The organism is Actinacidiphila epipremni, from assembly GCF_012034175.1.
In the GTDB taxonomy this organism is placed as follows: domain Bacteria; phylum Actinomycetota; class Actinomycetes; order Streptomycetales; family Streptomycetaceae; genus Actinacidiphila; species Actinacidiphila epipremni.
This window is the reverse complement of record NZ_JAATEJ010000009.1, coordinates 137,915-163,050: the sequence shown is the minus strand read 5'-3', so window position 1 is coordinate 163,050 and position 25,136 is coordinate 137,915. Positions and strand designations below refer to the sequence as shown.

The window sequence follows — 25,136 nt, the reverse complement described above, 5'->3', positions numbered from 1 at the left end:
CGGTAGGCGGACAGGGGAGGGCGAGGGGCGCATGGTGGAGGGGAGCGGCGGGGGCGGAGGCCCGCTGGAAGGGCTTCTGGTCGCGGACTTTTCGCGGGTCCTCGCCGGGCCCTACGCGACAATGCTCCTCGCGGACATGGGCGCCGACGTCATCAAGGTCGAAAGCCCGCAGGGCGACGAGACCCGCGGCTGGAAGCCCCCCGTCCGGGAGGACGTCTCCACCTACTACCTCGGCGTCAACCGCGGCAAGAAATCCCTCGCCCTCGACCTGCGCACCCCCGCGGACGCGGCAACCGCCCGCGAGCTCGCCCACCGCGCCGACGTCCTCATCGAGAACTTCAGGCCCGGCGGCCTGACCAAGTACGGCCTGGACTACGACAGCGTCGCCGCCGCCAACCCCCGCTCCGTCTACGCCTCCATCAGCGGCTTCGGCACCGGCCCCGGCCGCAACGTCCCCGGCTACGACCTCATGGTGCAGGCCATCTCGGGCCTGATGAGCATGACCGGCGACCCGGACGGGCCCCCGTACCGCGCGGGCATCTCGGTCTTCGACGTCATGGCCGGCAACCACGCCGTCATCGGCATCCTCGCCGCCCTGCGGCACCGCGACGCCACCGGCCGCGGCCAGCACGTCGAGGTCAACCTGCTCTCCTCCGCGCTGACCGGCCTGGTCAACCACAGCTCGGCGTACGCGGCCGGCGGCGTCGTCCCGTACCGCATGGGCAACGCGCACCCGAGCGTCTTCCCGTACGAGCCGCTGCCGACCGCCGACCACGACCTCATCGTGGCCGCCGCCAACGACGGCCAGTTCGGGAAGCTGTGCGAGGTGCTGGGCCTGCCCGACGTCCCCGCGGACCCGCGCTTCGCGCACAACGCCGACCGCACCGCGCACCGCGATCAGTTGCGCCCGCTGCTGGTCGAACGGCTCGCCGCCCGCGGGGCGGTGGAGTGGTTCGAGGCGCTGACCGCGGTCGGCGTGCCGTGCGGGCCGATCAACACCGTCGACGGCGGCTTCGCGATGGCCGAACGCTTCGGCCTGGAGCCGATCGTGGAGGTCGGCGAGGGCGCCCGCGCGGTGCCGACGACCCGCAACCCCATCCGCTTCTCGGCCAGTCCGGTCGGCTACCGGCTGCCGCCGCCCGAACTCGACGAGCACGGCGCCGAGTTGCGCGCCTGGCTGAGCAATCCGCCGAGCACGGAGCCGGGCACACCGCCGAGCACACCGCAGGAGACGCCCGATGAGTGAGCAGCCGCCCCGCTACCCCACCGCCCTCGGCGCCTCCTCCCCGCACCGCATCACCCTGCTCGGCCAGGACCTCGCCGACGACGTCATGGGCGAGGTCGGCTTCGGCGAGCTCGCCTTCTGGCTCGCCACCCAGCGCCGCCCGGGCCCGGGCGAGACCCGGGTCTTCGAGGCGGTGCTCGCGGCGCTCGCCGACCACGGCTTCACCCCCACCGCCATCACCGCCCGCCTGACGCTGCTGTCCGCCCCCGACTCCGTCCAGGGAGCCCTCGCCGCGGGGCTGCTCGGCGGCGGCTCCCGCTTCCTCGGCGTCACCGAGGACTGCGGGCGCTTCCTGCACGACGTCCTGGCCGCGCAGGAGGGCCCGCTCCCGGCGGACGACGCCGGCTGGGACGCCCTCGCGCTGCGTATGGTCGAGCGGCAGCGCGCGGCGGGCGCGTACGTCCCCGGGCTCGGCCACCACGTGCACAAGGACGGCGACCCGCGCACCCCGCGCCTGATGGCGATCGCCGCCGAGGAGGGCGTGGCGGGCCCGCACCTGGCGCTGTTCGCCGCGATCGGCCGGGTCCACCCGCGGGTGCTGGGCCGTACGCTGCCGCTCAACGGCGCCGGCGTGTGCGGCGCGGCCCTCGCGGACCTGGGCCTGCCGCTGGAACTGCTGCGCGGCTTCGCCCTCTTGGCCCGCACCGCGGGCCTGATCGGGCAGCTCGCCGAGGAGCTGCGGCACCCGGTCGCCAACGACATCTTCCTGTCGGTGGACCTCAACAACCGCCCCGTGCCGCCCGATCCGTACAACCCGCCGCCCCGCACGGCGCAGCCGGGCACCCCGACCGACCACGAGGAGCGCTGAGATGGCCGAGCTGGTGGCGGTGATCGCGTCCACCCACCATCCGTTCTACTACCGTGCCAGCACCGCCACCGGCGCCGACCGGCCGCCCTTCGCCGACGAGTGGGTGCGCAAGATCGGGGCGTTCCGCGAGACGCTGACCAAGGCCCGCCCCGATGTGCTGGTGATGGTCGGCTCCGACCACTTCCACCAGCTGTGGCTGGACAACATGCCGCAGTTCCTGGTCGGCAAGGCGCCCTTCTACGACGCCAACTGGTACAACGAGGAGCGCGAGTTCGGGCTGCCGCGGATGCTGCTCAAGGGCCACGAGGAGCTCTCCGCGCACATCCTGCGGGCGGGCCTGGACGCCGGGTTCGACCTCGCCTTCTCCAACGAGCTGCGGATCGACCACTCCATCACGTGCCCGATCATCACGCTGCGCCCGCAGGCCGACCTGCCGATCGTCCCCGTCTACACCAACATCTTCGCGCCGCCGCTGCCGCAGCCCCGCCGCTTCGTCCAACTGGGCGCCGCGCTGCGGGAGATCATCGAGTCCTGGCCGTCCGACCAGCGCGTCGCGGTCATCGGCACCGGCCATCTGTCCCTGGAGCTGGGCGGCCCGCGGCAGTTCGGCCCGCACGGGCCCGACCCTGACTTCGACGCCAGGGCCGTGCGCTGGATAGCCGAGGGCGACCTGGCGGGGTGCCTGGCCGAAGTGAGCCTGGAGAGCCTGCACCTGCCGGGCAACGCCACGCACGGCTTCATGGACTTCATGCTGATGATGGGCGTCGCGGGCGAGGGCCGCCGGGCCGACTACGTCGACACGCTGGACCTCTTCCACACCATGGAGGCGTACTTCACCTGGTACCCGAACGGAGAGCCGGTGTGAGCAAGTACCTGCTGAACAAGTTCCTCTACACCGTCGACCGCGACCCCGCCCTCGTCGAGCGCTACCGCGAGGAGCCGGCCGCGACCGTCGCCGCCTGGGAGGCCGAGCACGCCCCGCGGCTGCTCAACTGCGTCACCGCCGAGGCCACCACCTGGCTCGCCTTCGACGACGCCGAGCGCAGCGCGCTCGCGACCCACGACTACCCGGCCCTCTTCGCGCTCGGCGCGCACCCCTTCCTCACCCTCACCCTCTTCATCGCGATGTTCGAGCGCGACCACCCCGAACCGCTCGCGTTCCAGCGCGAGTACGCCGTACGGCTGGCCCACCACACGCTGCCGTACCCCGACATCGCGACCTGACCCGTACGGAACGGGCAACGCCGCGAGGCCCCGCCCGGAAGGAGGGCGGGGCCTCGCGGCGGTGCTGCGGTGGGTCAGTGCAGGATCACCGGGACGGCGTCCTCGGCCTGCTCGGTGTGCCCGGCCTGCCCGGCCTGCGCGGAGTCCGCGGACCGGCCGTCCGAGCTGGACGCGACGCGGACCGTGGTCGGCCGGCCGGCGTTGACGAAGGTCAGCGCGATCAGCGAGGCGACCGCCTCGATGCCGACCGCCCACCAGATGGCGTGGGTGTAGCCGTGGACCAGGCCCTGCGCCTGGGCGAGCTTCGCGGCTGCCGGGGCCGCCGCGTGGTGCGCGGCCAGGTAGGTCGCGGTCGCGGAGGCCGCGATCGTGTTCAGCAGCGCGGTGCCGATCGCCCCGCCCACCTGCTGCGAGGTGTTGACCATCGCCGAGGCGACACCCGCGTCACGCGGCTGCACGCCCGAGGTGGCCAGCGACATCGCCGGCATGAAGGCCGTGCCCATGCCCAGGCCCAGCAGGACCAGGCCCGGCAGGACGACCCCCGGGTAGGACGCGCCGACCGACAGCCGGGTCAGCAGCAGCATCGCGACGGCCGCCAGCGCGAAGCCGGGCGCCATCAGGGCGCGGGCCGGCAGCCGGTTGACCAGCCGGGCGCCGATCTGCGTGGAGCCGACGACGAACGCGGTGACCATCGGCAGGAAGGCGAAGCCGGTCCTGATCGCCGAGTAGCCCTGCACGACCTGCAGGTAGTAGGTCATGAAGAGGAACACGCCGAACATGCCGATGATGGCCAGGCCCAGCGAGGCGTAGACACCGCCGCGGTTGCGGTCGGCGACGACCCGCAGCGGCAGCAGCGGGTGCTTGACGCGGGACTCGACGAACGCGAAGGACGCGAGCAGCACCACCGCGGCGACCAGCAGGCCGATCGTGGAGGCCGCCGCCCAGCCGGCCGTCTCGGCGCGCGTGAAGCCGTAGACCAGCGAGACCAGGCCGAGCGTCGACAGCAGCACGCCGGGGATGTCCAGCGGCGAGCGGTTGCGCCCGCCGGCGGGCTCGCGGATCACGAAGTAGGCGCCGAGCGCGGCGATCACCGCGAAGGGGATGTTGACGAAGAACGTCCAGCGCCAGTCGAGGAACTCGGTCAGGACACCGCCGAGCAGCAGCCCGACCGCACCGCCGCCGCCGGCGATCGCGCCGAAGATGCCGAAGGCCTTGGCGCGCTCCTTGGCGTCGGTGAAGGTCGTCGCGAGCAGCGACAGGGCCGCGGGCGCCAGCAGCGCGCCGAAGACGCCCTGCGCGGCACGCGAGCTGAGCAGCATGGCCTCGTTGCCGGCGGCGCCGCCGATGGCGGAGGCGAGCGCGAAGCCGGTCAGGCCGGTCACGAAGGCCCGCTTGCGTCCCCACAGGTCGGCGATCCGGCCGCCGAAGAGCAGCAGCCCGCCGAAGGCGAGGGCGTACGCGGTGATGACCCACTGCTTGTTCGCGTCGGATATGCCGAGGTCGTGCTGGGCGCTCGGCAGCGCGATGTTCACGATCGTCGCGTCGAGCACGACCATCAGCTGGGCCAGGGAGATGAAGACGAGCGCTTTCCAGCGCCGGGGATCGGGCTGGGCGGCCCTGTCGGGCGTCGTCTTGGACAGCGTTTGAGACATGGGGGTATCCACTTCGGTACGCGGAGGGCGTGAAGATCAGGGGTGACGGGCGCCGGGGCGTCGCGCCCGCGGTGCTGTGCGGCTGATGGTCAGTACGAGGTAGGTAGGGGTGGGGCTTACGGGGTGCGCGTCGTCGCGTCGCCCGCCTTCGGTTCGGTGCCGGCCTGTGCCTTGAGGCCGTCGAGGAAGAGCTGGAGGTGGCGGTGGATGTCGCTGTCGGCGCAGTCCACGCCGGGCAGCGGCCGGGTGAGCCGGGAGATGGCGACCATGAGGTCGGTGCGGGTCACGTCGCCGCGCAGCCGCCCGTCGCGCCGGGCCCGGTCCATCAGCGCGTCGAGCGCGCCCTCCAGCCGTGCCTTCTGCTCGGTCAGCTCCGGCGAGCGCCGCTTGTCACCGCCCACGAGCAGTCCGCACAGGGCGCCGACGTTCTCCTCGACGGCGGTGTGCGCGAAGCGGCTGAGCGCCGCGCACGGGTCCCCGCCGGCCTCGACGACGGCCGCCTCGGCCGCCGCCCGGTCCGCGGTGCGGGTCAGCACGTACAGCAGCACCGCCTGCCCGAGCGCCTGCCGGTCGGCGAAGTGCCGGTAGAGCGTCGCGTTGCCGATGCCGGCCCGGCGGGCGATCTCGTCGAGCGGGGCGTCGTAGCCGTACTCGACGAAGACGTCCCGCGCGGCGGCGACGATACGCTCACGGTTGCGTACCGCGTCCGCCCGCGTACGGTGTGACCGCACGGCCGCCGCCTCGGCAGTTCCCGGCTCGGCTGCCCGTACGGCGGACTCGTTCACTTCTGCCACGGTGGTCACGGCGGTAACTCCTCTCGGCGGCTCGTCCCGGGGCTCGTCGGCGTTGTCGGCGTCTGTCGGCCCTTGGCTTCCGGCAACCGGGGAGGTGCTCCCCGGTTATGCATTCACGTGCATGTAACGGGGAGGGAGTCCCCGGATATTTCAGCCGGTGGTTGTGACCTGCGCCACGCCGTGCGGAACGCCTCCTGCGACGCCTGGTGCCGCGCTCGGCCCGGGCCGTGGAGCGCCGCCGGCGGGCTACGCCCGGGCGTGCAGGGACTCGGCCGCGACCGGGCGGAAGCCTGCCGCGTGGAAGGCGCGGACGGAGCGGGCGTTGCCCGCGGCCTGCTGGGCCCACACCGGGCCCGGCGCGAGGTGCCGGGCGGCGGTGGCCAGCGCCCGGCCGAGACCGCGCCCGCGCGCGTCCTCCTCGACCTCGATCGCCGCCTCCCAGCGGCCCGCGACACCGCGGCCGAGGACGAGGACGCCGCCGTCGGCGGACCAGACGCGTACGTCGTCGCGGTGGGCGAGCGCGCGGGCGACCCGCGGATGGGCCGGGTCGTCGATCTCCCGCAGCGCGAGCGGGGGCGCGCCGGGGAGCGGGGGAGCCACCGACAGCAGGTCGACGGTGTCGGTGCGGCGGCCGGCCCGGTCCAGCAGGGCGGCCAGGAAGCGCGGGTTCATCGCGGCGGCCAGCGGGTCGCTGTCCACCGCGGTGAGCCGGCCGCGCACCCAGTCGTGGTCGAGGTCGGTGAAGATCACCGCGTGCGCGGTGAACGCGATGACCCCGGCGTCGCGGTCGTCCGCCTGCGGCACGAGCGTCGTCCCGCCGTCCGCCGCCGGATACGTGCCGTCCGCCGCGGCTTCCAGAATCCCGCCCAGTGCGCTGCCCATGGCCAGGGAGCGTAGCCCCCTGCCCGCACCAACTCCCCCACGGGTCACGGCGATCCGTCCGGCCGCGGTCCGTCACACCTCAAGGCCCAGTTCCTCCTCGGTCCTGAAGTGCCGCGGCAGCGCCGGGACCGCCGCGACCGCCAGCGCCACGAGCGCCAGCACCGCGCCCGCCGCCCAGCCGAAAGCGGCCACGGAGCCGTGGCCGGCCGCGCGGTGCAGGAAGAGCGTGCCGACCGACACCACCCCGAGCACACCGCCCAGTTGCTCGACGGACTCCAGTACGCCCGAGGCCGCCCCCGCGTCCGCCGGGGCCACATGCTGGAGGGTGACGGCGAACAACGGGCCCATCAGCATGCCCAGTCCGGCGCCGACGACCGCCAACTCCGGGAGCAGCGCCCAGACATGCGTACGGTCCCCGCCGTGGTGCAGCACCCACGCCATCGCGGCGGTGCCCGCGGCGAGCAGGGCGCATCCGGCGGTCACGACATGGCGGCCCAGCCGCGGCGTCAGCGGCTCGGCGAGCACGACCACGCCCACCACCATCCCGGCCACCATCGGCAGTGTGGTCAGCGCCGCGGCGAGCGGGCGCAGCCCCAGGCCGTCCTGCAGGGTGAGCGTCGCGGCGAGCATGAGTCCGCCCATGACCGCCTCCACCAGCAGGCTGAGCAGCAGCCCCGAGCCGAAGGAGCGGTGCCGGAAGAGCCCGGGGTCGACGAGCGTCGTGCCCGGCCGCCGGCCGCGGACGCGCTGGTCGGCGACCAGCAGCCCGAGCACCGGCACCGCCGCCGCGAGCGACAGCGCGCACCACGGCGGCCAGTGCAGCGCCGGGCCCTGCACCAGCGGCAGCACCAGCAGGCCCAGGCCCGCCACGGCCAGCGCGGTGCCGCGCGGGTCCAGCCGCACCGCGCGGGGCGAGCCGCCCGGCGGCAGCAGCGCCGCGCCCGCGGCGAGGGCGGCGAGCGCGACCGGCACATTGAGCAGGAAGACCGGCCGCCAGTCCGCGCCGGGCAGGTCCAGCCGCAGCAGCGCCCCGCCGGTGAGCGGGCCGAGGGCCGCCGCGAGCCCGGCCAGCGCGCCGAACAGGCCCATGACCCGGGCCCGCTCGCCGGGCGCGTACATCAGCTGGAGCAGCGAGGTCGCCTGCGGCACCATCAGCGCCGCCGCCGCGCCCTGCGCGGTCCGCGCGCCGATGAGGACCCCGGGGCCGGGGGCGAGCGCGCAGCCGAGCGAGGCGGCGAGGAAGCCGGCGGTCCCGGCGAGGAAGGCCCTGCGGTAGCCGAGGACGTCACCGAGCCGGCCGCCGGCGAGCAGCAGCACCGCGAAGGGCAGGGAGTAGCCGGCGACGACCCACTGCACGCCGGCGGCGCCGAGGGAGAAGCCGCCCTGGAGGGAGGGCAGCGCGACGTTCACGGCCGAGGTGTCGATCAGGTCCATGGCGACGGCGAGCATCACGACGGCGACGGCGAGCACCCGCCGCCGGGGCGGTACGCGGGCGGGCGGTGGCGCCTGGGCTGTGTGTGCCGCCGGGCTCGGCGGTGCCGGTGGGGTCGGTGGTGTCGGCTTCGCCGGCGGGGGTGCGGGTGCGGCGTCGGGCGGCATGGCCCCTCCTGGGCTGCGGGCGCGTACGGGGACACGTAACGCGAGACTGAACCGTCTAGTCTCGTTCGCTCCAAACTAGACGGAACAGTTCCGTCTCGCAAGCGGGGTACGATGCGGCCATGCCCTCCTCACCGCCCGCCGCCCCCGACCCCGAGCCAGCGCCCGAGCCCGCAGCGGGGCGGCGGCGCAGGTCGGAGGCCAAGCGGGACGCCATCCTGCGGGCCGCGCTCGCCGTCTTCCTGCGGGAGGGCTTCGCCGGGGCCAGCGTCGATGTCGTCGCGGCGACCGCCGGGGTCGGCAAGCAGACCGTCTACGCGCACTTCGGCGACAAGGAGAAGCTCTTCCTCGCCGCGGCCGAGGCGGCCGGCGGGCTGCTGGGCGACACCCCGGACGCCTGGCGCAGCCCGCTGCCCGCGACCGGTGACGCCCGCGCCGACCTCACCGCGGCCGGCGTGCGCATCCTGCGGGCCGTGCTCGCGCCGGACGCGGCGGCGCTGCACCGGATGACGATCGCCGAGCTGCCCCGGCACCCCGAACTCCAGCGCCTGTGGCGGCAGAACGCCCCGCGCCGCACCCTCGACGACCTCGCCGCCTACCTCGCCGGCCGCGACCGTGCCGGTGACCTCGACGTGCCCGAACCGGCCCTGGCCGCCCGGCAGTTCGTGCTGCTGCTCGCCACCGAGGGCCGGGTCAGGACGCTGCACGGCACGCAGGCCCTCCCCGAGGAGGACTACACGCGTATCGCGGCGCAGACAGCCGACCTCATCCTGCGCGCGCACCGCCGCGCGTAGCTCCGCCGCGGGCGGGAAACGCGCAGTGCCGCCGGGTGCGTGCGGGGCACCCGGCGGCACTGGGCCTGTCGGCAGGGGGAACGCGTCAGGCGGTCAGGCGTTCCAGACCTGCAGTTCGGACAACTGGCCGGCCGGCCAGCCGTCGTTGGAGGTGATGGTGACGCGGACGTAGCGGGCCGTGGCGGCCGGGAAGGTGATCGTCACGGTGTTGTTCGCGCCGGGGGTGAAGGCGTAGGAGGCCGACGCCTTCAGGGTGCTGAAGGAGGAGCCGTTCGTGCTGCCGTCGACGGTGAGGGTCTCGTTGCGCGAGCCCCAGTTCGCCGGGAGCTGGAGGACGACCTTGCTGATGCTCGCCGCCGAGCCGAGGTCGACCTGGGCCCACTGCGGGAAGGCGTTGTTGGCGCTCTCCCAGTAGCTGGCCTGGTTGCCGTCGGTCAGGTTGGACGAGGGGTAGACGTCGGTGTGGCTGGACTCGCTGGTCGGCCGGCCGGCCGCCAGGTTGGTGGTGGCGCTGCCCGTGCCGGTGCCGGAAAGGGCCACCGTGGTGGGGCTGTTGGTCGCGTTGCCGGCGATGGTGAGGGTGCCGGAGCGGGCGCCGGCCGCGGTCGGGGCGAACTTCACCGCGACGGTGCAGCTGGCGTTCGCCGCGAGCGAGGAGCCGCAGGTGTTGGTCTGCGAGAAGTCGCCCGAGGTCGTGACCGAGGTGATCGAGGCCGCGGCCGTACCGGTGTTGGTCACCGTCACGTTCTGCGCGCCGCTGGTGGTGCCGGGCGCCTGCGAGGCGAAGGTGAGCGAGGACGGGTCGGTCGCCAGCGTCGCCGAGGACGGGCTGGTGCCGCCGCCGGCCGGGAAGACCTGGAGCGCCGACAACTGCCCGGCCGACCAGCCGGAGTTGGCCGTGATGTTGATCCGGACGTAGCGGGCGGTGGCCGCGTTGAAGGTGATGGTCACCGTGTTGTTGTTGGCGCTCGGGTCGAAGGTGCGCGCCGCGGACGGCGACAGCGTCGCGAAGGAGTTGCCGTCCGTCGAGCCGAGCACGGACAGCGTCTCGCTGCGGGTCGCCCACGCCGTGGACGGCGGCAGCTTCAACGTCACCTTGCCGACGCTTGTGTTCTGGCCGAGGTCGACCTGCACCCACTGCGGGAAGGAGCCGTTGGCGCTCTCCCAGTACGTGCTCGGGTCCGCGTCGGTGACGTTGCCGGGCGCGAAGGTGCCGTTGGTGGAGCTCGCGGTGGCCGGGTGGCCGGCCGCGACGTCGGTGCTGCTGTCGATGCCGGCGCCGCTCAGGCCCACCGTGGTGGGGCTGTTGTTGGCGTTGCTGGTGATCGTCAGGGTGCCGTTGCGGGTGCCGCCGGTGGTCGGCTTGAAGGTCACCGTGACCGTGCAGGACGCGCCGACGGCGAGCGAGGAGCAGGTGTTGGTCTGGGTGAAGTCACCCGTCGCCGCGACCGACGAGACGCTCGCCGCGGTGGTCCCGGAGTTGGTGACGGTCACCGTCTGCGAGGCCGCGCTCGCGCCGACGACCGTGCTCGGGAAGGACAGGCTCGCCGGGTTGGTGTTGAGCACCGGCCCGGGTGCGGTGCCGGTGCCGCTCAGCGAGACGGTGCTGGTGTTGCCGCCCGCGGTGACGGTGAGCGTCCCGGTGCGCTGCCCGGCCGCGGTCGGCTTGAAGGTCACGCTCACGGTGCAGGAGCCGTTCGCCGGCACCGAGTTGCCGCAGGTGTTGGTCTGCGCGAAGTCACCGGTGGTGGACAGCGCGGAGACCGCGGCGGCCGAGCCGGTCGGGTTGGAGACGGTCACGGTCTGCGCGGCGCTGGTCGAACCGGTCGCCACCGAGCCGAAGTTGAGCGCGCCCGGGGTCGTGGTGACGCCGCTGGCCGGGTACGGCGGGAAGTTCGGCGTGGGCCAGCCGCCGCAGAACGGGGTGCCGGTGATGCCGGAGTTGCCGCCGCCGTCGGTGACGGCGAAGTTGCCGCCCTCGCACGAGTAGACGGGCGTGGACGCGCCGACGCCGGTCGCGGTGACGTTGGTGAACTTCGCGGCGCCGCCGGTCTGTTCCTGGAGCGCGAAGGTGCCGGTGCCGGCGATCGTCACGTTGTTGAGGTTGACCCCGCTGACGGTGCCCTCGACCCACTGCACGGCCTCGTAAGGGCTCTGCTGGATCAGCGCGTTGCTGACGTTGATCGGGCCGGTGATGGCGCCCTGGCTGCCGTCGAACCACAGTGCGCCGACGCCGAACTGCCAGTTCGGGTCGAGGCTGCCGGCCCGCACGATGGTGTTGTCGGTGATGTTCGTCGTGCCGACCGGCGTGGAGGTGAAGCGCTGGCCGACGTGGATGCCGCCGCCCTGCGCGAGACCGGTGTCCTGCACCAGGTTGCCGCTGACGGTGTTGTCGTGGCCGCCGTAGATCGCGATGCCGTTGGCGAGGATCTGCGTCTCGACGGTGTTGTGGGAGATCGTGTCGTTGGCGTCGGCGCCGAGCGCGGAGTCCGCCCAGGTGGCGATGCCGTCGTCACCGGTGTTGCGGATCTCGCTGTTGGTGATCGTGGAGTTGGTCACCCCGCCGTGGAAGTTGATGCCGTCGGCGGTGGTGTCGCGGATACGCAGGCCGCTGAGCGTCAGCTTGTCCATCGGGCCGTCCAGCCAGGCGCCGACCTTCATATGGTCGATCCACACGCTGGAGACCGAGGAGTTGCTGAGCGCGCCGCCGATGCCGTTGACCTGGTCGCAGTCGTTGCGGGTGCCGACCTGGCCGAAGATGGCGAAGTTGGACAGGTGGACGTTGCTGCTGACGCCCCTGTTGCCGCCGACCCCGCAGCTGTCGGGCTCGCCGAGGCCGAAGAAGCCGGGGGCGGCGCCGGTCACCGTCGAGTACCACATGCCGGCGCCGGCGACGGTGACGTTGTTGACCGTGATGTGCCCGGGGATCTTGAAGGTGCCCGGCGGGATCCACACCGTGCCGCCGGAACCGGCCGCCGCGATGGCCGCGTTGAAGGCCGCTGTGGAGTCGGCGGCGCCGGTGGCGTCGGCGCCCTTGCTGGTGACCGACACCGAGCCGGACGGCTGCGGGAGGGCGGCGCCGACGTTCTCGAAGTCGGCGAAGTCGATCGTCGTGGTCGTCCCGCCGGAGGGCACCTGGAGGGTGAAGGTGGTGCCCGCGGGATACGTCTGCGGCAGCAGCCGGTGCAGCTCGTCGTAGAAGTGGTGCGGGTTGCTGCCGGGCGAGTTGGTGAACGGGTAGCTGCCGTAGTACCAGCTGTAGGCGTTGGTCAGCGTGAAATCCGGCTGCGCGGCGCCGCCGATCGAGAACGACAGCGGCGCGGTGTAGACCGAGCCGCCCGAGGTGTCCGGGATGCTGTAGCGGAAGTCGATGGAGTTGGTCGCCACCGGCGTGGTGAAGGTGACGTACTTGCCGCTGCCCGACAGCGTGACCGCCTTGCGGTACGACGCCTCGTCGGCGAGCTGGCCCGCGGCCCAACTGGGGCCGATCACCGTGCCGTTGGTGCTGGAGTTCTCCGCCTGGACCTCGACGTACGGCAGGCTCGCGCCGCTGCCGCCGGTCGCGGCGGCGTACGCGGGAGTGGCGCTCAGCGCGAGCATGCCGCCACCGGTGAGCAGGGCGGTGCTGCCGACGACGGCGACCGCGCGCTTCAGGCTCGTGCGGCCGGGGCGGTCCGAGCCGCCCGGCGGGCGCTGCCGCCTTCTGCGACCTGGGGGGATGGGGGGCATGCGGAACATCACGTGCTCCTTTCGACCCGGAGCGGGCTCCGTGTCAGGTGGGGGATGGAGCGTCGACGCAAGGGGCACCGTAATGTCGCGGACACCGGTCCGCAATATCCGCGCTCATCATTGCGAGAAAGTAACTTTCTTGCGCAAGATTCTGCGTTGTATCGGTGATGCGGCCCGGCCCCGCTAACGGGCCGTCTTCTGCTGGCCCTTCATCACATTGCGCATCGCGCCCACCATGGCCGGCTCGAAGCGGGCGACGTCGGAGGCGGCGGTGCGCGGGCCGCCGTGCAGGGCGCCGAGGGTGTCCTCGGAGACGGCGCCTGCCGCGTATCCGGTGAGCGTCAGGCTGAACACCGCGCCGCCGTGCAGGACATGCAGCTCCTCGCGCTGCCGGCTGACGGTCTGCGCGACCGCCTCGTCCCCGAGCCCGGCGACCTCGCGCACCGCGACCGCGGGCGTCAGGGTCTGCGGGTCCAGGCCCGCCTGGTCCTCGAACTCCCGCCGCGGGTCGGTGCGTTTGTGCAGGTCGATCGCGACGGAGACCTGGAAGCGGTCGAGGCTGCCGGTCTGCGGGTCCGGCGCGTAGATCTCCAGCGTGCAGCGCGCCTGGTCCAGCGCCTTGCCGAGCCGGGCCGCGGTGGGCGCGATCACGGCGGTGTCCGTCGCGTGCAGCGCGCTCGTCAGCGGGCCCAGCGTGCCGCCCGCGCACGGGCTGTCACCGAGGACGTAACCGTGCAGGTCGGGGCCGCCGCCGTGCTGCGCGTCCCACAGCCGCAGCCCCGCGCCCCACAGGGCGGACGCCACGACCGCGCCGCCCACCGCCCACACCCACGGCCGCCGGCCCGGTCCGCCGGAGAGGGCGCCGGCGGCGGGATCGGCGATCACCTCGGCGGGCTCCTCGCCCGGCCCGCCCGTCAGTTCCGGTTCCGATATCACGGCCCGCTCCTCGCACCGGCGTCCGCACCGCCCCGACGCGGATCCGGCGGCGCTACGAACGACCGTACGCCGTGGGTCCGTTCGGCGCTGCGGGGCTGCGCGGGCGGTGCGGGGCGGTGCGGGGCTGTGCGGGCTGTGCGGGCTGTGCGGGCTGCGCGGCGGTGCGGGGCTGCGGGCGGTGCGCCGTCACATCTCCTCGTCCTCGCGCCCGGTCAACTTCCGCAGCAGCCGGACCAGTTCGCCGCGCTCGTGCTCGTCCAGCGGGGCGAGCAACTGCTTCTGCAGGTCGGCGAGCAGCGCGTCCAGGTGCGCCAGCCGGCGCCTTCCGCTCTCGGTGATCGTGATGACGTTGCGCCGCCGGTCGGCGGGGTCGGGTGTCCGCTCGACGTGGCCCTCGTCCGCGAGCAGGTTGAGCACCGCGACCATGTCGCTGCGGTAGATCCCGGACCGTCGGCTCAGCTCGGACTGGCTGGCGGGGCCGTACTCCTGGAGCGTGGCGAGCACCGCGTAATGCCACTTGCGCGCCCCGACCGCCGCGAGCCCGTCCCCGATCAGCCGGTCGGCCCGCATGGAGGCCAGGCCCAGCAGGCGGCTGGGCAGGGCGCGCAGCCGGTCGGGGCGGGGGTGGGGGGAGTCGGCGGCCATGGGGGGAGTGTAGCCATTGCGTTAGGGGGACGAACGATATAGCTTCGTTAGTGCGACGAACGTTAGTCGGTCTCATGCTCGTCGGGTGAGCAGCTTTGCCGGGCTCACCCGCGCCTGTACCCCCTTCCCCGGAACGCGAGGTCCCGCCTCCATGCCCACCATCGACGTCCTCGACTCGACGCTCTTCTACGAGGAGCACGGCTCCGCTTCGGCGCCCGGCCCCACGTACGTCCTGCTGCACGGCAACCCCGGCTCCTCCCACACCTGGCGGGAGGTCGCCCCGGCGCTGGACCCGGGCGGGGAGCGGCGGATCGTCGTCCCCGACCTGATCGGCATGGGCCGCTCCGGCAAGCCCGACCTCGCCTACTCCTTCGCCGACCACGCCCGCTACCTGGACGCCTTCTTCGACGCGCTCGGCCTGCGGGACGTCGTCCTGGTGGGCCACGACTGGGGCGGGGTCCTGGCCCTCGACCGGGCCGCCCGGCATCCGGACGGCGTCGCCGGTACCGCCTTCTTCGAGACCTTCGTCAAGCCGCTGAGCAGCGACGAACTGAGCCCGCAGGCCCGTGAGCGCACCCGTATGCTGCGCACCCCCGGGGCCGGCGAGCAGATGATCGCCGGCGACGTCCCGCTGATCCGCACCGCCTACTCCGGCGCGGTCCTGACCCCGCTCACCGGGCCCGCACTCGACGCGTACCTCGCCCCGTACCCGACCGTCGAGAGCCGCCGCCCGCTGCTGGCCTGGGCCCGGCAGTTCCCGCTCGACGGCGAACCGGCCGAGACCGTCGCGCGTATCGAGGCGTTCGGGCCGTGGCTCGCCGCCAGCCCCGACGTGCCCAAGCTCCTGCTGACCTTCACCGGCTCGCCCACCCTGGCCGTGACCCCGCCCGTGGTCGAGTGGTGCGCCGCGCACATCGCCGCCCTGACCGTCACCCCGTGCGGCGCGGCCGGGCACCACGCGACGGAGGACCGGCCGGAGGAGATCGCGGCGGCGGTCCGGGAGTGGGCGGGGGCGAACGGGCTGGGGTGACGGGTCCCGGGACGCGGGGGCTACGGGGGCTACGGGGGCGCATGCCGCCGCTTATGGCGGCCATCGGGGAGCGCAATGGCCGGACCGGAATCGTCGCAGGTGGCGGGCGCTTGGCACATGCGTCGCCCCGGCAGGAGGGGCGGCGCGGCGAACGAGCCCCCAGCACGAGCGAAGGACGGACCTCATGGCTTCCTACGAACTGACCGGCCAGGTGGCACTGGTGACCGGCGCGACCAGCGGCATCGGCGCCGCGACCGCCGCACTGCTCGCCGGCCGCGGCGCGCACGTCCTGGTCGCCGGCCGCGACCCGGCCCGCGGCGAGGCCGTCGTCGCCGGCATCCGGGCGCGCGGCGGCAAGGCCGACTTCCTCCCGGCGGACCTGGGCGAGACCGCGTCGGTACGGCGGTTGGCGCGCGAGGCCGCCGAGGCGGGCGGCGGCCGGGTGGACATCCTGGTCAACAGCGCCGGCGTCTTCCCCTTCGGCCCGACCGCGCAGGCCACCGAGGAGGACGTCGACGCCGTCTACGACCTGAACGTGAAGGCGCCCTTCCACCTGGTGGCCGCCCTCGCCCCGGCGATGGCCGCGCGCGGCACCGGCGCGATCGTCAACGTCAGCACGATGGTCGCCGAATACGGCGTCGCGGGCATGGCGCTCTACGGCTCCAGCAAGGCGGCCCTCAACCTGCTGACGAAGTCCTGGGCGGCGGAGTTCGGCCCGCGCGGCGTCCGCGTCAACGCGATCGAGCCCGGCCCGACCCGGACGGAGGGCACCGCGGCGATGGGCGACGCCCTCGACGCCCTCGCCGCCCAGGCCCCCGCGGGCCGGCCCGCGGCGCCGGAGGAGATCGCGGCGGCGATCGGGTACCTGGTCAGCGAGGCGGCGAGCTTTGTGCAGGGGGCGGTGCTGCCGGTGGACGGGGGGCGGACGGCGGTGTGAGGGGGCGGGTGCCTGGCGCCTGGCGCGGGGCGGGGTGGCGGCCGGGTGGACGCCTGGTGGGGCGCCGCGGTGACGGCGGCTCCGGGGGCCGGGCGGGGGCCTCGGGCAGGGCCGCGGGGGGCCCGGGCGAGGCGCCTCCGGGGCTCGGGCGGGGGCCCGGGCCCCGTGCGGTCGGCGGCCGGCGATGGGTGGCGGGCGGTGAGCGGTGAGGATGAGCGCCGAGGATGAGCGCTGAGGGCTCAGGCGTGCGCTCAGCCGTTCGCCGACCGGTCCAGCGCGGCCACGAAGACGCCGAGGTCGCGGCGGTGCGAGTCGGCCGGCCATACGGCCCAGGTGCGGCGGACCAGGGGGTGGCCGACGAGCGGGGACCAGGTCACGTGCTCGGGGAGCGGCTGCTGCCAGCCGGGCGGTGCGAGGGCGAAGGCGCGGCCGGAGGCGACCGCGGCGAGCTTGACGTCGGCGATGAGGGTCTGGCCCTGTGGGGGTTCGGGCCCGAGGTCCAGGCCGTGGCCGCGCAGCACCGCGGTCAGCTCGTCGTACCAGGCGGGGCTGCCGGAACGGGGGAAGCCCACCCACTCCAGGCCGGCGAGCGCGTCCAGCCGGATGCCGTCGGGGCCGGCGAGTTCCGCCGCGCGCTCCACCGCGACCAGTACGCCCAGCCGCTCCCGTACGACCGGCAGCGCGTCGAACTCCCGCCCCGGGGGCCGCTCCCGCAGGAAGCCGACGTCCAACTCGCCGGCCTGCAAGGCCGCCAGCTGCTCCGCGGTCGACAAGTGCCGGGCCTGTACGCGGGTGTCCGGGTGCGCCGCCGCGAGCTCGGCGACGGCGGGGTCCAGCAGCCCGGCGGGCAGCTCCAGCGGGACGCCCACCCGCAGCGCCCCGCCGCCCGGCCCGGTGTAGCGGCCCATCGACCGCACCGCCTGCTCATACCGAGCCAGCACCGCCCGCGCCTCCCCCAGCAGCGCCGTCCCCGCCTCGGTCGCCCGCACCCCGGTGCTGCCCCGCACCAGCAGCTTCACCCCGAGCTGCCGCTCCAGCCCGCCCACCGTCTGCGACAGCGCGGGCTGGCTCACATGCAGCCGCCGCGCCGCCGCGGACAGCCCGCCCTCCTCCACGACGGCGACGAACGCCCGCAGCTCCCGCAATTCCATCCGCCCATGCCACCACGCCCCCGCGCCACTGTCACGCCGGACCCGCACGTGTTCCGCGCCGTGCGGCACCGATCGCCGGGCGCCCCACACACACGTCGCCGGGCGGTGGGCGTTAGGCGCCGGGCGCCGGCAGCCCCGTACGCGCGTCGCCGGCTTCGAGCCCGAGCGGCGCCGCGCCCCGCCGGACCTCGCCGGATCCGCGGACCCCGGCAGCCTGCGGCCCGGCGTGCGCTGCCCTACGCTCACCTCGCGGCGGAGCCCGCCCTTCGCCGCCCCGCCCCCATGACCCAGCCCGTCACCGCCGAGCACGACGCCCTGCGCGACGAGGGCGAGGCGTACGCGGCTCGGCTCGCGGTGGCCGGCGTCCCCGTACGGCAGCGGCGCGAACCGGGCCTGCCGCACGGCTTCGTCCAGGGCATGGACCTCACCGACCCGGCGGCGGCAGCCGCCCACGAGCGCCTGTTCGCCGATCTGCGCGACCTCGTCCCGCGCGCCCCTGTCCTACCCGCTGGGTAACCTGCACCCCATGCCCGACGCCGACGACGTACGCCGTATCGCGCTCTCCTTCCCCCTCACGACCGAGAAGGAGCTGTGGAACATCCCGACCTTCCACGTCGCGGGCCGGATGTTCGTCACCGTCCCCGACGACGCCACCTCCTTCGCCGTCCGCTGCCCCCGCCACGAGCGCGCCGAACTCATCGCGTCCGAACCGGAGAAGTTCTGGGTCCCCCCGCACGAGGCCCACTCCTCCTGGGTCCGCGCCCGCCTCGCCGCCCTCGACGACCTCACCGAACTCCGCGACATCCTCCTCGACTCCTGGACCCAGACCGCCCCACCGGACACGGTCCGGCCGGCACGGTCCGAGGAGGACTCAGGCGCGTAGGCACGCAGGGACGGCGACGCCCAGGTGGGCGAGGCCATCCTGCGGAGCACTGCGGGCCCACCGGCCGACGGCCAGGGCTCCGGTGGTGCAGGGCGACTTGGTAGGTCACCCCGTCAACCGGAGCCTCATTACTCTACGGGCTTGCTGTACTTTGCAAGTGTGGCCTTGTTGGTCGATGCGTCTTGGAAGACCAGCTCCCACGGTCCCGTATTGACGTCCATCTCTTTACCGAAGCCCACCCACTTTCCGACGATACGGCGCCCGGTGGGCTCGGCAAGCATCTGGATGGCTCCGTGGTATCGGGCGCCCCGGTAGTAGCCGGCCTGGCCAGTTTGCTCTACCCAAGTACCCGTGACGACGTTTCCGTCTACGGTCAAGTCCATGGTCAGCTCTGAATCGGCCGAAGCGGGAATGCTGCGGACCGTAAGTCGATTTCCATGCTGGAGAACAACGACGTAGTGAACTCCGGTAAATTCTCCCTCACGCCCGCTTGAGTAGTACTCGTAGCGGCTTCTCCATACCCCGCTGTAGGTTCCCATTCTGGTCGCGGGCGCCGCACGATCGCCGAGGGGGACCGGCACCCCGCGTGGACCATGAGCAAGATCATGGCCTCCGTGTCCGTCGTCCGAAACGCGCGCCTCGGGAACCGGTACGGCAAACCCCAGTGACTCTATGGGGAGCCCTGTCACTGCTTCCAGCGCGCGGGCGTACAGAGGGCGGGGCCCGGCCGTGCTGCCGCTCTCCCATCGCTGGACCAGCCGCTTGTTCGCGTCGTTGGGCACCCCCGCTCGCTGTCCTGCCTCGCGCAGCGCCCGGGCGAACTCGTCCTGCGACATGAGCAGCCCCATGCGGACCGCTCGCAGCGTGCTGTTCGGCGTTGGTTCGCTCATGCGTCCACCGTAGCTCTCCGGGTGCCGGGAATGACACCGGAATGACGCCCTGTCTGTCGTCGCAGTGTCGCCAGAAGTGTCGTCGCGCAGGGCGTCATTGCGGCGACATAGTTCTCTCGCACTCAGTGTCCACACCGGGCGCATGCGTGACAAGCAGGAGACCCCCGCGACCGTCTGCCCGGTCCGGGGGCGTGGCCAACGCTATGAGGAGCGCTGACAGTGATTCGGACTATCGTCCGGTTGATTCATGCGACGGGGTTACGGCGTCGGCCGCTGGATGTCGGCAGGTACCGTGCCAGGCACGGTGAACTGCCGGCCGGCGAGCGTACGGTGTGCGCGCCTGCGCTCGTTCCTGAGTACGACGTGTCTGCGGGGCGGGCGCGCCGTTCTCCTGTGGTGCGGCCCTTTGTGGCGGGCCTGGGGGTTCAGGGGGAGTCGCGGTGATGCTGCCCGTGCCGAACGCCCCTGCGGGTCCTGATGTGGTCGCCCGTCGGTGGACGCACGACCCGAGGAATGCCCGGCGGGCCCGCGATGACCTGTGGTTCCACTTGCTGAAGTGGGGCATGCCGGACGACGTGACGGACTCCGCGGTTCTGGTCCTTTCCGAGCTATTCGGCAATGCGGTTCGGCATGCGGGAGAGCCGCGGGGGCGTCACATCGAGACGCGGTTCGAGCGCCGCAGGGGCGGTGTGCGGATCGAGGTGCACGATGCCAGCGAGGCCGAGCCCCAACTGCGGCAGGTGTCCGGGTGTGAGGAGTCCGGTCGTGGCCTTGCCCTGGTGGACGTCCTGACGGGTGGCCGTTGGGGAGTCGCCGGTCGTGAGGGCGTGGGCAAGTTGGTGTGGGCGGAGTGCGGTGATGTCGGCGACGGGGCCGAGTTGGTGCACGGTGGGCGGGACGGGCTGGTTCCGTCATGACGACGCACGGCCGTAGGCGGACGCGTCCGCTCACGCTGAACCATGAGCCGGAGGCTGTCACGTGGGCCCGGGAGAAGGCGGGCCTGACCAAGCGGGCACTTGCCGAGTGCGTGGGGATCTCTGAGCAGTTGATGAGCGAGATCGAGTCGGGGTGGCGGAGCGCGACTCCGGCGAACCTTCTCAGGATCGCTGCCGTGCTGAACTGCCCGATCGTCGTTCTGGAACGCAAGCGTTCCAGCGCCCCATAGGCGCCCCCGCCCGCACGACACGAGAGGCACGCAGGAAGGGGCCCTGTGCCGCCGAGGACTAACCCGACTGCACGCCAGCGGCGCCTGGGCGCGGAGTTGCATGCGTTGTGCCAGGAGGCGGGGCTTTCCACACAGGCGGCGGCGGTGCTGCTGGACACCACGCGGACGGTGATCTCCAGCACCGAGGCGGGCCGCCACGGCGTCAGCCCGCAGCGCCTACGACGTATCGCCTGCGCGTACGGGTGCACGGACCCGCCGCTGATCGACGCGCTCCTGGCCATGTGCGGCGACCGCACGCGCGGCTGGTGGGAGGACTTCCGCGGCGACGTGCCCCAGGCATCCCTCGACATCGCCGAGCTGGAATGGCACGCCCGCGGCCTGCGGGTCAGCACGACGACGCACATGCCCGACCAGCTCCAGACTAGGCGGCCCCACCGTGCTCCACGCCCAACTGCGCCACCTGACGACCGCCGCCGAACGCGACAACGTCACGCTCTAGGCCATCCCCTTCACCGCCGGCGCCCACCCCACCCCAGGGCAGACCGTGCTCTACGCCCACGCCTCAGTCGCCCGCCTCGACACCGTCCTGGCAGACCGCACCCCGGCGCCCGACGACGTCCACCACACCCGAGCCCACCTGACCACCTTCCGCCTCCACCTCGACCGCATCCGACACATCGCCCTACCACCCGCAAAAACCCTCGACCTGATACACACCATCGCCTCTCAACTTCCGGCTCGCGATGGGCGGTTCGGCTGAGATCTCAGATTCTGAATGAGACACGGTTCCCCCATCGATCGTCGTATGAGGGGACGCGACGCTCCGGGTGGACACCGCCCACGGCACGAAGTCCGCCGGGCCGACCGTGCCGCCCCACCCCCGCGCAAAAAACCGCAGGCCCCGGCCCGCACGAAGCGGTCCGGGGCCTGCGGTGCGCGGCAGCAGACGGGGAGGTCGTCAGCCGTGGGCGGGAGCGCCTGGCAGGGGGCTCAGTGCTCGACCCACTGCGACCACGGCATGTTCCAGCCGTTGAGCCCGTTGTCGGGCTGGATCGTCTTGTCCGGCGAGTTCACGACGGTGACCACGTCGCCGATGAGCGAGTTGTTGTAGAACCACGCGGCCGGCGTGCTCGGGTCCTTGCCGCCCTTGACGTCGTGCAGGCCGACGCAGCCGTGGCTGGTGTTGATGTGGCCGAAGGTCGAGGCGGGGCGCCAGTAGTTGCCGTGCGCGAAGGTGCCGGAGTCGGACAGCCGCATGCCGTGCGGGACGTCCGGGATGTGGTAGGCGTTGCCCAGGCCCACGGTCTGGGAGTCCATGTCCACGACCGGGTCCTTCTCCTCGATCACCATCTTGCCGTTGTACGTGGTGTGGTCCGCGTCGCCCAGGCTCGCCGGCAGCGTCCGGTAGACCTTGCCGCCGCGGTAGATCGTCAGCATCTTCGTCTTGTTGTCGGCGACGGAGGTCTGCGAGCGGCCGATGGTGAAGGTGACGTCCTTGTACTGCTTGCCGTAGGTCGTCTTGGACATCTTCAGGCCGTCGAGCTGCAGGTGCAGCGTGACCTTCGTGCCCGGCGCCCAGTACGCCTCGGGCCGGAAGTCCAGCCGCTGCGAGCTGAACCAGTGGCCCTCGACGGGCACGTCGGGCTCGGCGGTGACGGTGACCGCGTGCCGTACGTCGGCCTGGTTGGTGACCGGCTTCTTGAAGCGGATCGACACCTCCATGCCGACGCCGTACGTGGCGTTCGCCTCGACGTTGAAGATGCCGTAATTGGCCTGCGCGTCACCGGGGTTGAGCGTGGTGAAGGCCGACTGCGTCGTGGTGGCCTTGCCGTCGGAGTCGGTGGCCGTGGCGGCGACGGTGTACTTGGTGTCGGTGCGCAGGTGGGACTTGGGGGTCCAGCTCGCGCCGTCGGCGGATATGGTGCCGTCGACCGCCGTGCCGTCCTTCGACTTCACCGTGACCGTGGTCAGCTTGCCCTTGGCGGCGGAGACCTTGAGCGCGCCGTCGGTGTCCACATCGGTCGCCCCGTCGGCCGGCGCGACCGTCACCGTCGCCTGCGAGCCGCTCGCCGCGGACGAGCCGCCGCCGGACGAGCCGCCCTTGCCGTCCGACTTGTCGGAGTGCGCGTCGGCGTTACCGCCGCAGGCCGCGGCGCCGAGCAGCACCGCGCCGACCGCGAGCGCCGCCATGCCCCGCCTGACCCGCTTGGCCCGGCGCCCGCGCGCCCCGAACACCCCCTGGACGCCCCGTATGCCCCGGTTCGTCCGGCCGTTGTCGGCGCCGGTTCCCTCCGCCCTGCTGGCGGCGTCGGCCGCCGTCTGCTCCGTGATCACTCGTGTCTCCCCATTTCCGCAAAGGTCGCACTCTAGGAGACCGCATACCCGGTCCGCGGTTGCGGCTGTTGCATGACTGATACGTCACGTTCCTGTGCGCGACCGCACCGGGGTCCGGCCGGGGGCGCTTTTCGCCGTCCCGGCGCCGCCCGGCACCGCCCGGCGCCCGTTCCTTGTCACCAACCAGGCACGTACCCGTGATCCCCGGGACGTATCCGGATGGCCCCCGCAAGGAGCCCCCAGGGGGTCCCCCTCGTCAGGACGTTCGGCGCCGCCCCTTCGTTCCGTAAACGTTGCCGGTTCTCTTGACAGCGCGGAAGGGGGACGGGACTCTCCCTGAGAGCGCTCTCACCTCCACCCAACCCGGCACGCGCCGAGGCCACTTGCGGCCCCGCGCGGCACCGCCCCCCACGCAGGAGAAGGAGTTACGTCCACCATGTCGACAACGGACATGAGAGACATACGTAGTGATCGGGGCAGTACGCGGCAACCCTCGCAGCGGCTGTTCCGGCGGTTCGGCGTCGGGCTGCTGGCCGCCGCCGCGATGGCCGCCGTGACGTTCGCGGGCTCGGGCCCGGCGTCCGCCGCGCCCACCGCCGCCAAGCCGGCCGCCGCCAAGCCCGCAGCCGCGCAGGCCGCCGCCGCGCCGGCCGCTGTCCCCGCCGCACCGGCCGGTTTCACGACCACCTGGAGCGACGACTTCAGCGGCCCCGCCAACACCGGGCTGAACACCGACACCTGGCGCTACGACGCCGGCGCCGGCTGGACGTTCGGCACCGGCGAGATCGAGACCATGACCAACAGCACCGCCAACGTCTTCACCGACGGCAACGGCCACCTGGTGCTGCGGGCCCTGCACACCGGCAGCGACCCGGCCGCGAACTGGACCTCCGGCCGGGTCGAGACGCAGGCCGACGGCTTCGGCGCGCCTCCCGGCGGCGTCGTGCGCATGCAGGCGTCCATCCAGCAGCCGAACGTCAACACCACCAACGGCGCGGGCTACTGGCCGGCGTTCTGGATGCTCGGCGCCCCGCTGCGGGTCGGCGTCACCTGGCCGGGCTCCGGCGAGGTGGACATCCTGGAGGACATCAACGGCCGCAGCTCGCTGTTCGGCACCCTGCACTGCGGTGTCGGCTCCGGCGGCCCCTGCAACGAGACGACCGGCATCGGCAGCGGCGAGCGCGCCTGCTCCGGCTGCCAGACCGGCTACCACACCTACGCGGTGGAGATCGACCGGTCGACGTCGCCCGAGCAGATCCGCTACTACCTCGACGGCGCGAACTACTTCACGATCAACTCCAACCAGGTGGACGCGGCGACCTGGGCGAACGCGGTCGACCACAGCTTCTACATCATCTTCGACCTGGCGATCGGCGGCGGCTTCCCCGCGGCCTTCGGTGGCGGCCCCAACGCCAACACCGTCTCCGGCGGCCAGATGAACATCGACTACGTCGCCGTCTACAACAAGACGCCCGACCACGGCGCGAACATCGCCAAGGGCAAGCCGACCACGTCCTCGTCCAACGAGAGCGCGCAGTTCCCGGCGTCCAACGCCACCGACGGCGACGTGACCACCCGCTGGTCCAGCGGCTTCTCCGACCCGCAATGGCTGCAGGTCGACCTCGGCCAGAACTACAACCTCAACCACGCGACCCTGACCTGGGAGGCGGCGGCGTCGTCCGCCTACCAGCTACAGACGTCCACCAACGGCAGTACCTGGACGACGGTCTACAGCAACAACAACAGCCCGGCCGACATCCAGGACACCAACCTCAACGCGACCGCCAGATACGTCCGGGTCTACTCCACCGCCAGAGCGTCGAGTTACGGCAACTCGCTGTACGAACTCGCGCTGTACGGCAGCCCGACGTCCGGCGGCGGCGACCCGGGCAACCCGCCCGGCCAGGCCACCCTGCTGTCGCAGGGCAGGACGGCGACCGCCTCGTCCAGCGAGAACGACAGCTTCACCGCGCCCATGGCCGTCGACGGCAACACCGGCACCCGCTGGTCCAGCGCCTTCAGCGACCCGCAGTGGCTCCAGGTCGACCTCGGCGCCAGCCACACCATCAGCCAGGTGGTGCTGAACTGGGAGACCGCGGCGGGCAAGTCGTTCCAGATCCAGACCTCGAACGACGGCACCAACTGGACGAACGTCTACTCCACCACGACCGGCACCGGCGGCACCCAGACCCTGAACGTCAGCGGCTCCGGCCGCTACGTCCGGCTCTACGGCACCGCCCGCACCACGCAGTACGGCTACTCGCTGTGGGAGTTCCAGGTCTACGGCACCTGACCCCCGCCCGGCTCCGCGCCGCACGCCGCCACCCTCACCCGAACGGCCGGGCGGGGGTGGCGGCCCGCCGTTCCCTGGGCGAGGGTGGGGCGGGGAGGCCGCCGGGCC

22 protein-coding genes and 1 pseudogene are annotated in these 25,136 nt (G+C 73.0%); 13 read left to right on the top strand and 10 right to left on the bottom strand.

Features of this window, described 5'->3' with window-relative positions; all coding sequences use genetic code 11:
- Positions 1-31 precede the first annotated feature (31 nt).
- Genes HCN08_RS14255 through HCN08_RS14240 form a run of 4 tightly spaced genes read left to right on the top strand, consistent with a single transcriptional unit; the run spans position 32 to position 3,317 of the window.
- Positions 32-1,246, top strand: a complete 1,215-nt coding sequence (locus tag HCN08_RS14255) for a CaiB/BaiF CoA transferase family protein (protein ID WP_167983408.1) — start codon at positions 32-34, stop codon at positions 1,244-1,246.
- Entirely contained in the window at positions 1,239-2,093 is an 855-nt protein-coding gene (locus HCN08_RS14250) for a citryl-CoA lyase (RefSeq protein WP_167983407.1), read from the top strand. The genes HCN08_RS14255 and HCN08_RS14250 overlap by 8 nt, the downstream gene beginning before the upstream one ends.
- 1 nt (position 2,094) lies before the next feature.
- Positions 2,095-2,958: a DODA-type extradiol aromatic ring-opening family dioxygenase gene (locus tag HCN08_RS14245; RefSeq protein ID WP_167983406.1), complete on the top strand. Its 864-nt coding sequence runs from the start codon at positions 2,095-2,097 to the stop codon at positions 2,956-2,958.
- Positions 2,955-3,317, top strand: a complete 363-nt coding sequence (locus tag HCN08_RS14240; RefSeq protein WP_167983405.1) for a hypothetical protein — start codon at positions 2,955-2,957, stop codon at positions 3,315-3,317. Before HCN08_RS14245 ends, HCN08_RS14240 begins: the two co-directional genes overlap by 4 nt.
- A 74-nt stretch (positions 3,318-3,391) precedes the next feature.
- Here HCN08_RS14240 and HCN08_RS14235 read toward each other — a convergent pair whose 3' ends face one another.
- From HCN08_RS14235 to HCN08_RS14220, 4 genes are all read right to left on the bottom strand, one after another.
- Positions 3,392-4,969: an MFS transporter gene (locus tag HCN08_RS14235; RefSeq protein WP_167983404.1), complete on the bottom strand. Its 1,578-nt coding sequence runs from the start codon at positions 4,967-4,969 to the stop codon at positions 3,392-3,394.
- A 116-nt stretch (positions 4,970-5,085) separates the two neighbouring features.
- Positions 5,086-5,772 (bottom strand): TetR/AcrR family transcriptional regulator, encoded by a 687-nt coding sequence (locus tag HCN08_RS14230; RefSeq protein ID WP_167983403.1) that lies wholly within the window; start codon positions 5,770-5,772, stop codon positions 5,086-5,088.
- A gap of 237 nt (positions 5,773-6,009) precedes the next feature.
- Positions 6,010-6,645 carry a GNAT family N-acetyltransferase gene (locus tag HCN08_RS14225; protein ID WP_167983402.1) on the bottom strand — a complete coding sequence of 212 codons (636 nt, stop codon included), beginning with the start codon at positions 6,643-6,645 and terminating at the stop codon, positions 6,010-6,012.
- Between the two features lie 72 nt (positions 6,646-6,717).
- Complete coding sequence (locus HCN08_RS14220; RefSeq protein WP_167983401.1) at positions 6,718-8,115, bottom strand: MFS transporter; 1,398 nt, start codon at positions 8,113-8,115, stop codon at positions 6,718-6,720.
- 248 nt (positions 8,116-8,363) lie between these two features.
- Here HCN08_RS14220 and HCN08_RS14215 point away from each other — a divergent pair, with 248 nt between their 5' ends.
- Positions 8,364-9,035, top strand: a complete 672-nt coding sequence (locus tag HCN08_RS14215) for a TetR/AcrR family transcriptional regulator (protein WP_167983400.1) — start codon at positions 8,364-8,366, stop codon at positions 9,033-9,035.
- A gap of 93 nt (positions 9,036-9,128) precedes the next feature.
- On the opposite strand, the gene HCN08_RS14210 is transcribed toward HCN08_RS14215, so the two are convergent.
- The 3 genes from HCN08_RS14210 to HCN08_RS14200 form a co-directional block, all read right to left on the bottom strand.
- Positions 9,129-12,773 (bottom strand): choice-of-anchor D domain-containing protein, encoded by a 3,645-nt coding sequence (locus HCN08_RS14210; protein WP_240970083.1) that lies wholly within the window; start codon positions 12,771-12,773, stop codon positions 9,129-9,131.
- A gap of 174 nt (positions 12,774-12,947) precedes the next feature.
- On the bottom strand, positions 12,948-13,700 hold the full coding sequence (locus HCN08_RS14205; RefSeq protein WP_167983399.1) for a hypothetical protein: 753 nt from the start codon (positions 13,698-13,700) through the stop codon (positions 12,948-12,950).
- Between the two features lie 186 nt (positions 13,701-13,886).
- On the bottom strand, positions 13,887-14,345 hold the full coding sequence (locus tag HCN08_RS14200) for a MarR family winged helix-turn-helix transcriptional regulator (protein ID WP_167983398.1): 459 nt from the start codon (positions 14,343-14,345) through the stop codon (positions 13,887-13,889).
- A 151-nt stretch (positions 14,346-14,496) separates the two neighbouring features.
- Between HCN08_RS14200 and HCN08_RS14195 the strand changes: the two genes are divergently transcribed.
- Both HCN08_RS14195 and HCN08_RS14190 read left to right on the top strand, forming a co-directional pair.
- Positions 14,497-15,375, top strand: a complete 879-nt coding sequence (locus HCN08_RS14195) for a haloalkane dehalogenase (RefSeq protein ID WP_167983397.1) — start codon at positions 14,497-14,499, stop codon at positions 15,373-15,375.
- Between the two features lie 184 nt (positions 15,376-15,559).
- Entirely contained in the window at positions 15,560-16,312 is a 753-nt protein-coding gene (locus HCN08_RS14190; RefSeq protein ID WP_206318774.1) for an SDR family NAD(P)-dependent oxidoreductase, read from the top strand.
- Between the two features lie 251 nt (positions 16,313-16,563).
- Here HCN08_RS14190 and HCN08_RS14185 read toward each other — a convergent pair whose 3' ends face one another.
- Positions 16,564-17,463, bottom strand: coding sequence for a LysR family transcriptional regulator (locus HCN08_RS14185; protein ID WP_167983396.1), 900 nt, complete (start codon positions 17,461-17,463; stop codon positions 16,564-16,566).
- On the opposite strand from HCN08_RS14185, the gene HCN08_RS14180 reads away from it, so the two are divergent.
- Entirely contained in the window at positions 17,386-17,979 is a 594-nt protein-coding gene (locus tag HCN08_RS14180; RefSeq protein WP_167983395.1) for an alpha/beta hydrolase fold domain-containing protein, read from the top strand. The genes HCN08_RS14185 and HCN08_RS14180 overlap by 78 nt on opposite strands.
- A gap of 10 nt (positions 17,980-17,989) precedes the next feature.
- Entirely contained in the window at positions 17,990-18,346 is a 357-nt protein-coding gene (locus tag HCN08_RS14175; RefSeq protein WP_167983394.1) for an MmcQ/YjbR family DNA-binding protein, read from the top strand.
- Positions 18,347-18,474: 128 nt separating this feature from the next.
- Here HCN08_RS14175 and HCN08_RS14170 read toward each other — a convergent pair whose 3' ends face one another.
- A complete protein-coding gene (locus HCN08_RS14170) occupies positions 18,475-19,236 on the bottom strand; it encodes a helix-turn-helix domain-containing protein (RefSeq protein ID WP_167983393.1) in 762 nt (253 codons plus the stop codon).
- A 443-nt stretch (positions 19,237-19,679) separates the two neighbouring features.
- On the opposite strand from HCN08_RS14170, the gene HCN08_RS14165 reads away from it, so the two are divergent.
- The 3 genes and pseudogenes from HCN08_RS14165 to HCN08_RS36555 form a co-directional block, all read left to right on the top strand.
- Positions 19,680-20,153 (top strand): ATP-binding protein, encoded by a 474-nt coding sequence (locus HCN08_RS14165; protein ID WP_240970094.1) that lies wholly within the window; start codon positions 19,680-19,682, stop codon positions 20,151-20,153.
- On the top strand, positions 20,150-20,401 hold the full coding sequence (locus HCN08_RS14160; protein WP_167983391.1) for a helix-turn-helix domain-containing protein: 252 nt from the start codon (positions 20,150-20,152) through the stop codon (positions 20,399-20,401). Before HCN08_RS14165 ends, HCN08_RS14160 begins: the two co-directional genes overlap by 4 nt.
- Before the next feature lie 45 nt (positions 20,402-20,446).
- A pseudogene (locus tag HCN08_RS36555) lies at positions 20,447-20,614 on the top strand (helix-turn-helix domain-containing protein); the annotation flags it as partial.
- 777 nt (positions 20,615-21,391) lie between these two features.
- On the opposite strand, the gene HCN08_RS14150 reads toward HCN08_RS36555, so the two are convergent.
- A complete protein-coding gene (locus HCN08_RS14150; RefSeq protein WP_407648766.1) occupies positions 21,392-22,735 on the bottom strand; it encodes a L,D-transpeptidase in 1,344 nt (447 codons plus the stop codon).
- A 451-nt stretch (positions 22,736-23,186) separates the two neighbouring features.
- On the opposite strand from HCN08_RS14150, the gene HCN08_RS14145 reads away from it, so the two are divergent.
- Positions 23,187-25,028 carry a discoidin domain-containing protein gene (locus tag HCN08_RS14145; RefSeq protein ID WP_206318773.1) on the top strand — a complete coding sequence of 614 codons (1,842 nt, stop codon included), beginning with the start codon at positions 23,187-23,189 and terminating at the stop codon, positions 25,026-25,028.
- Positions 25,029-25,136: the final 108 nt, after the last annotated feature.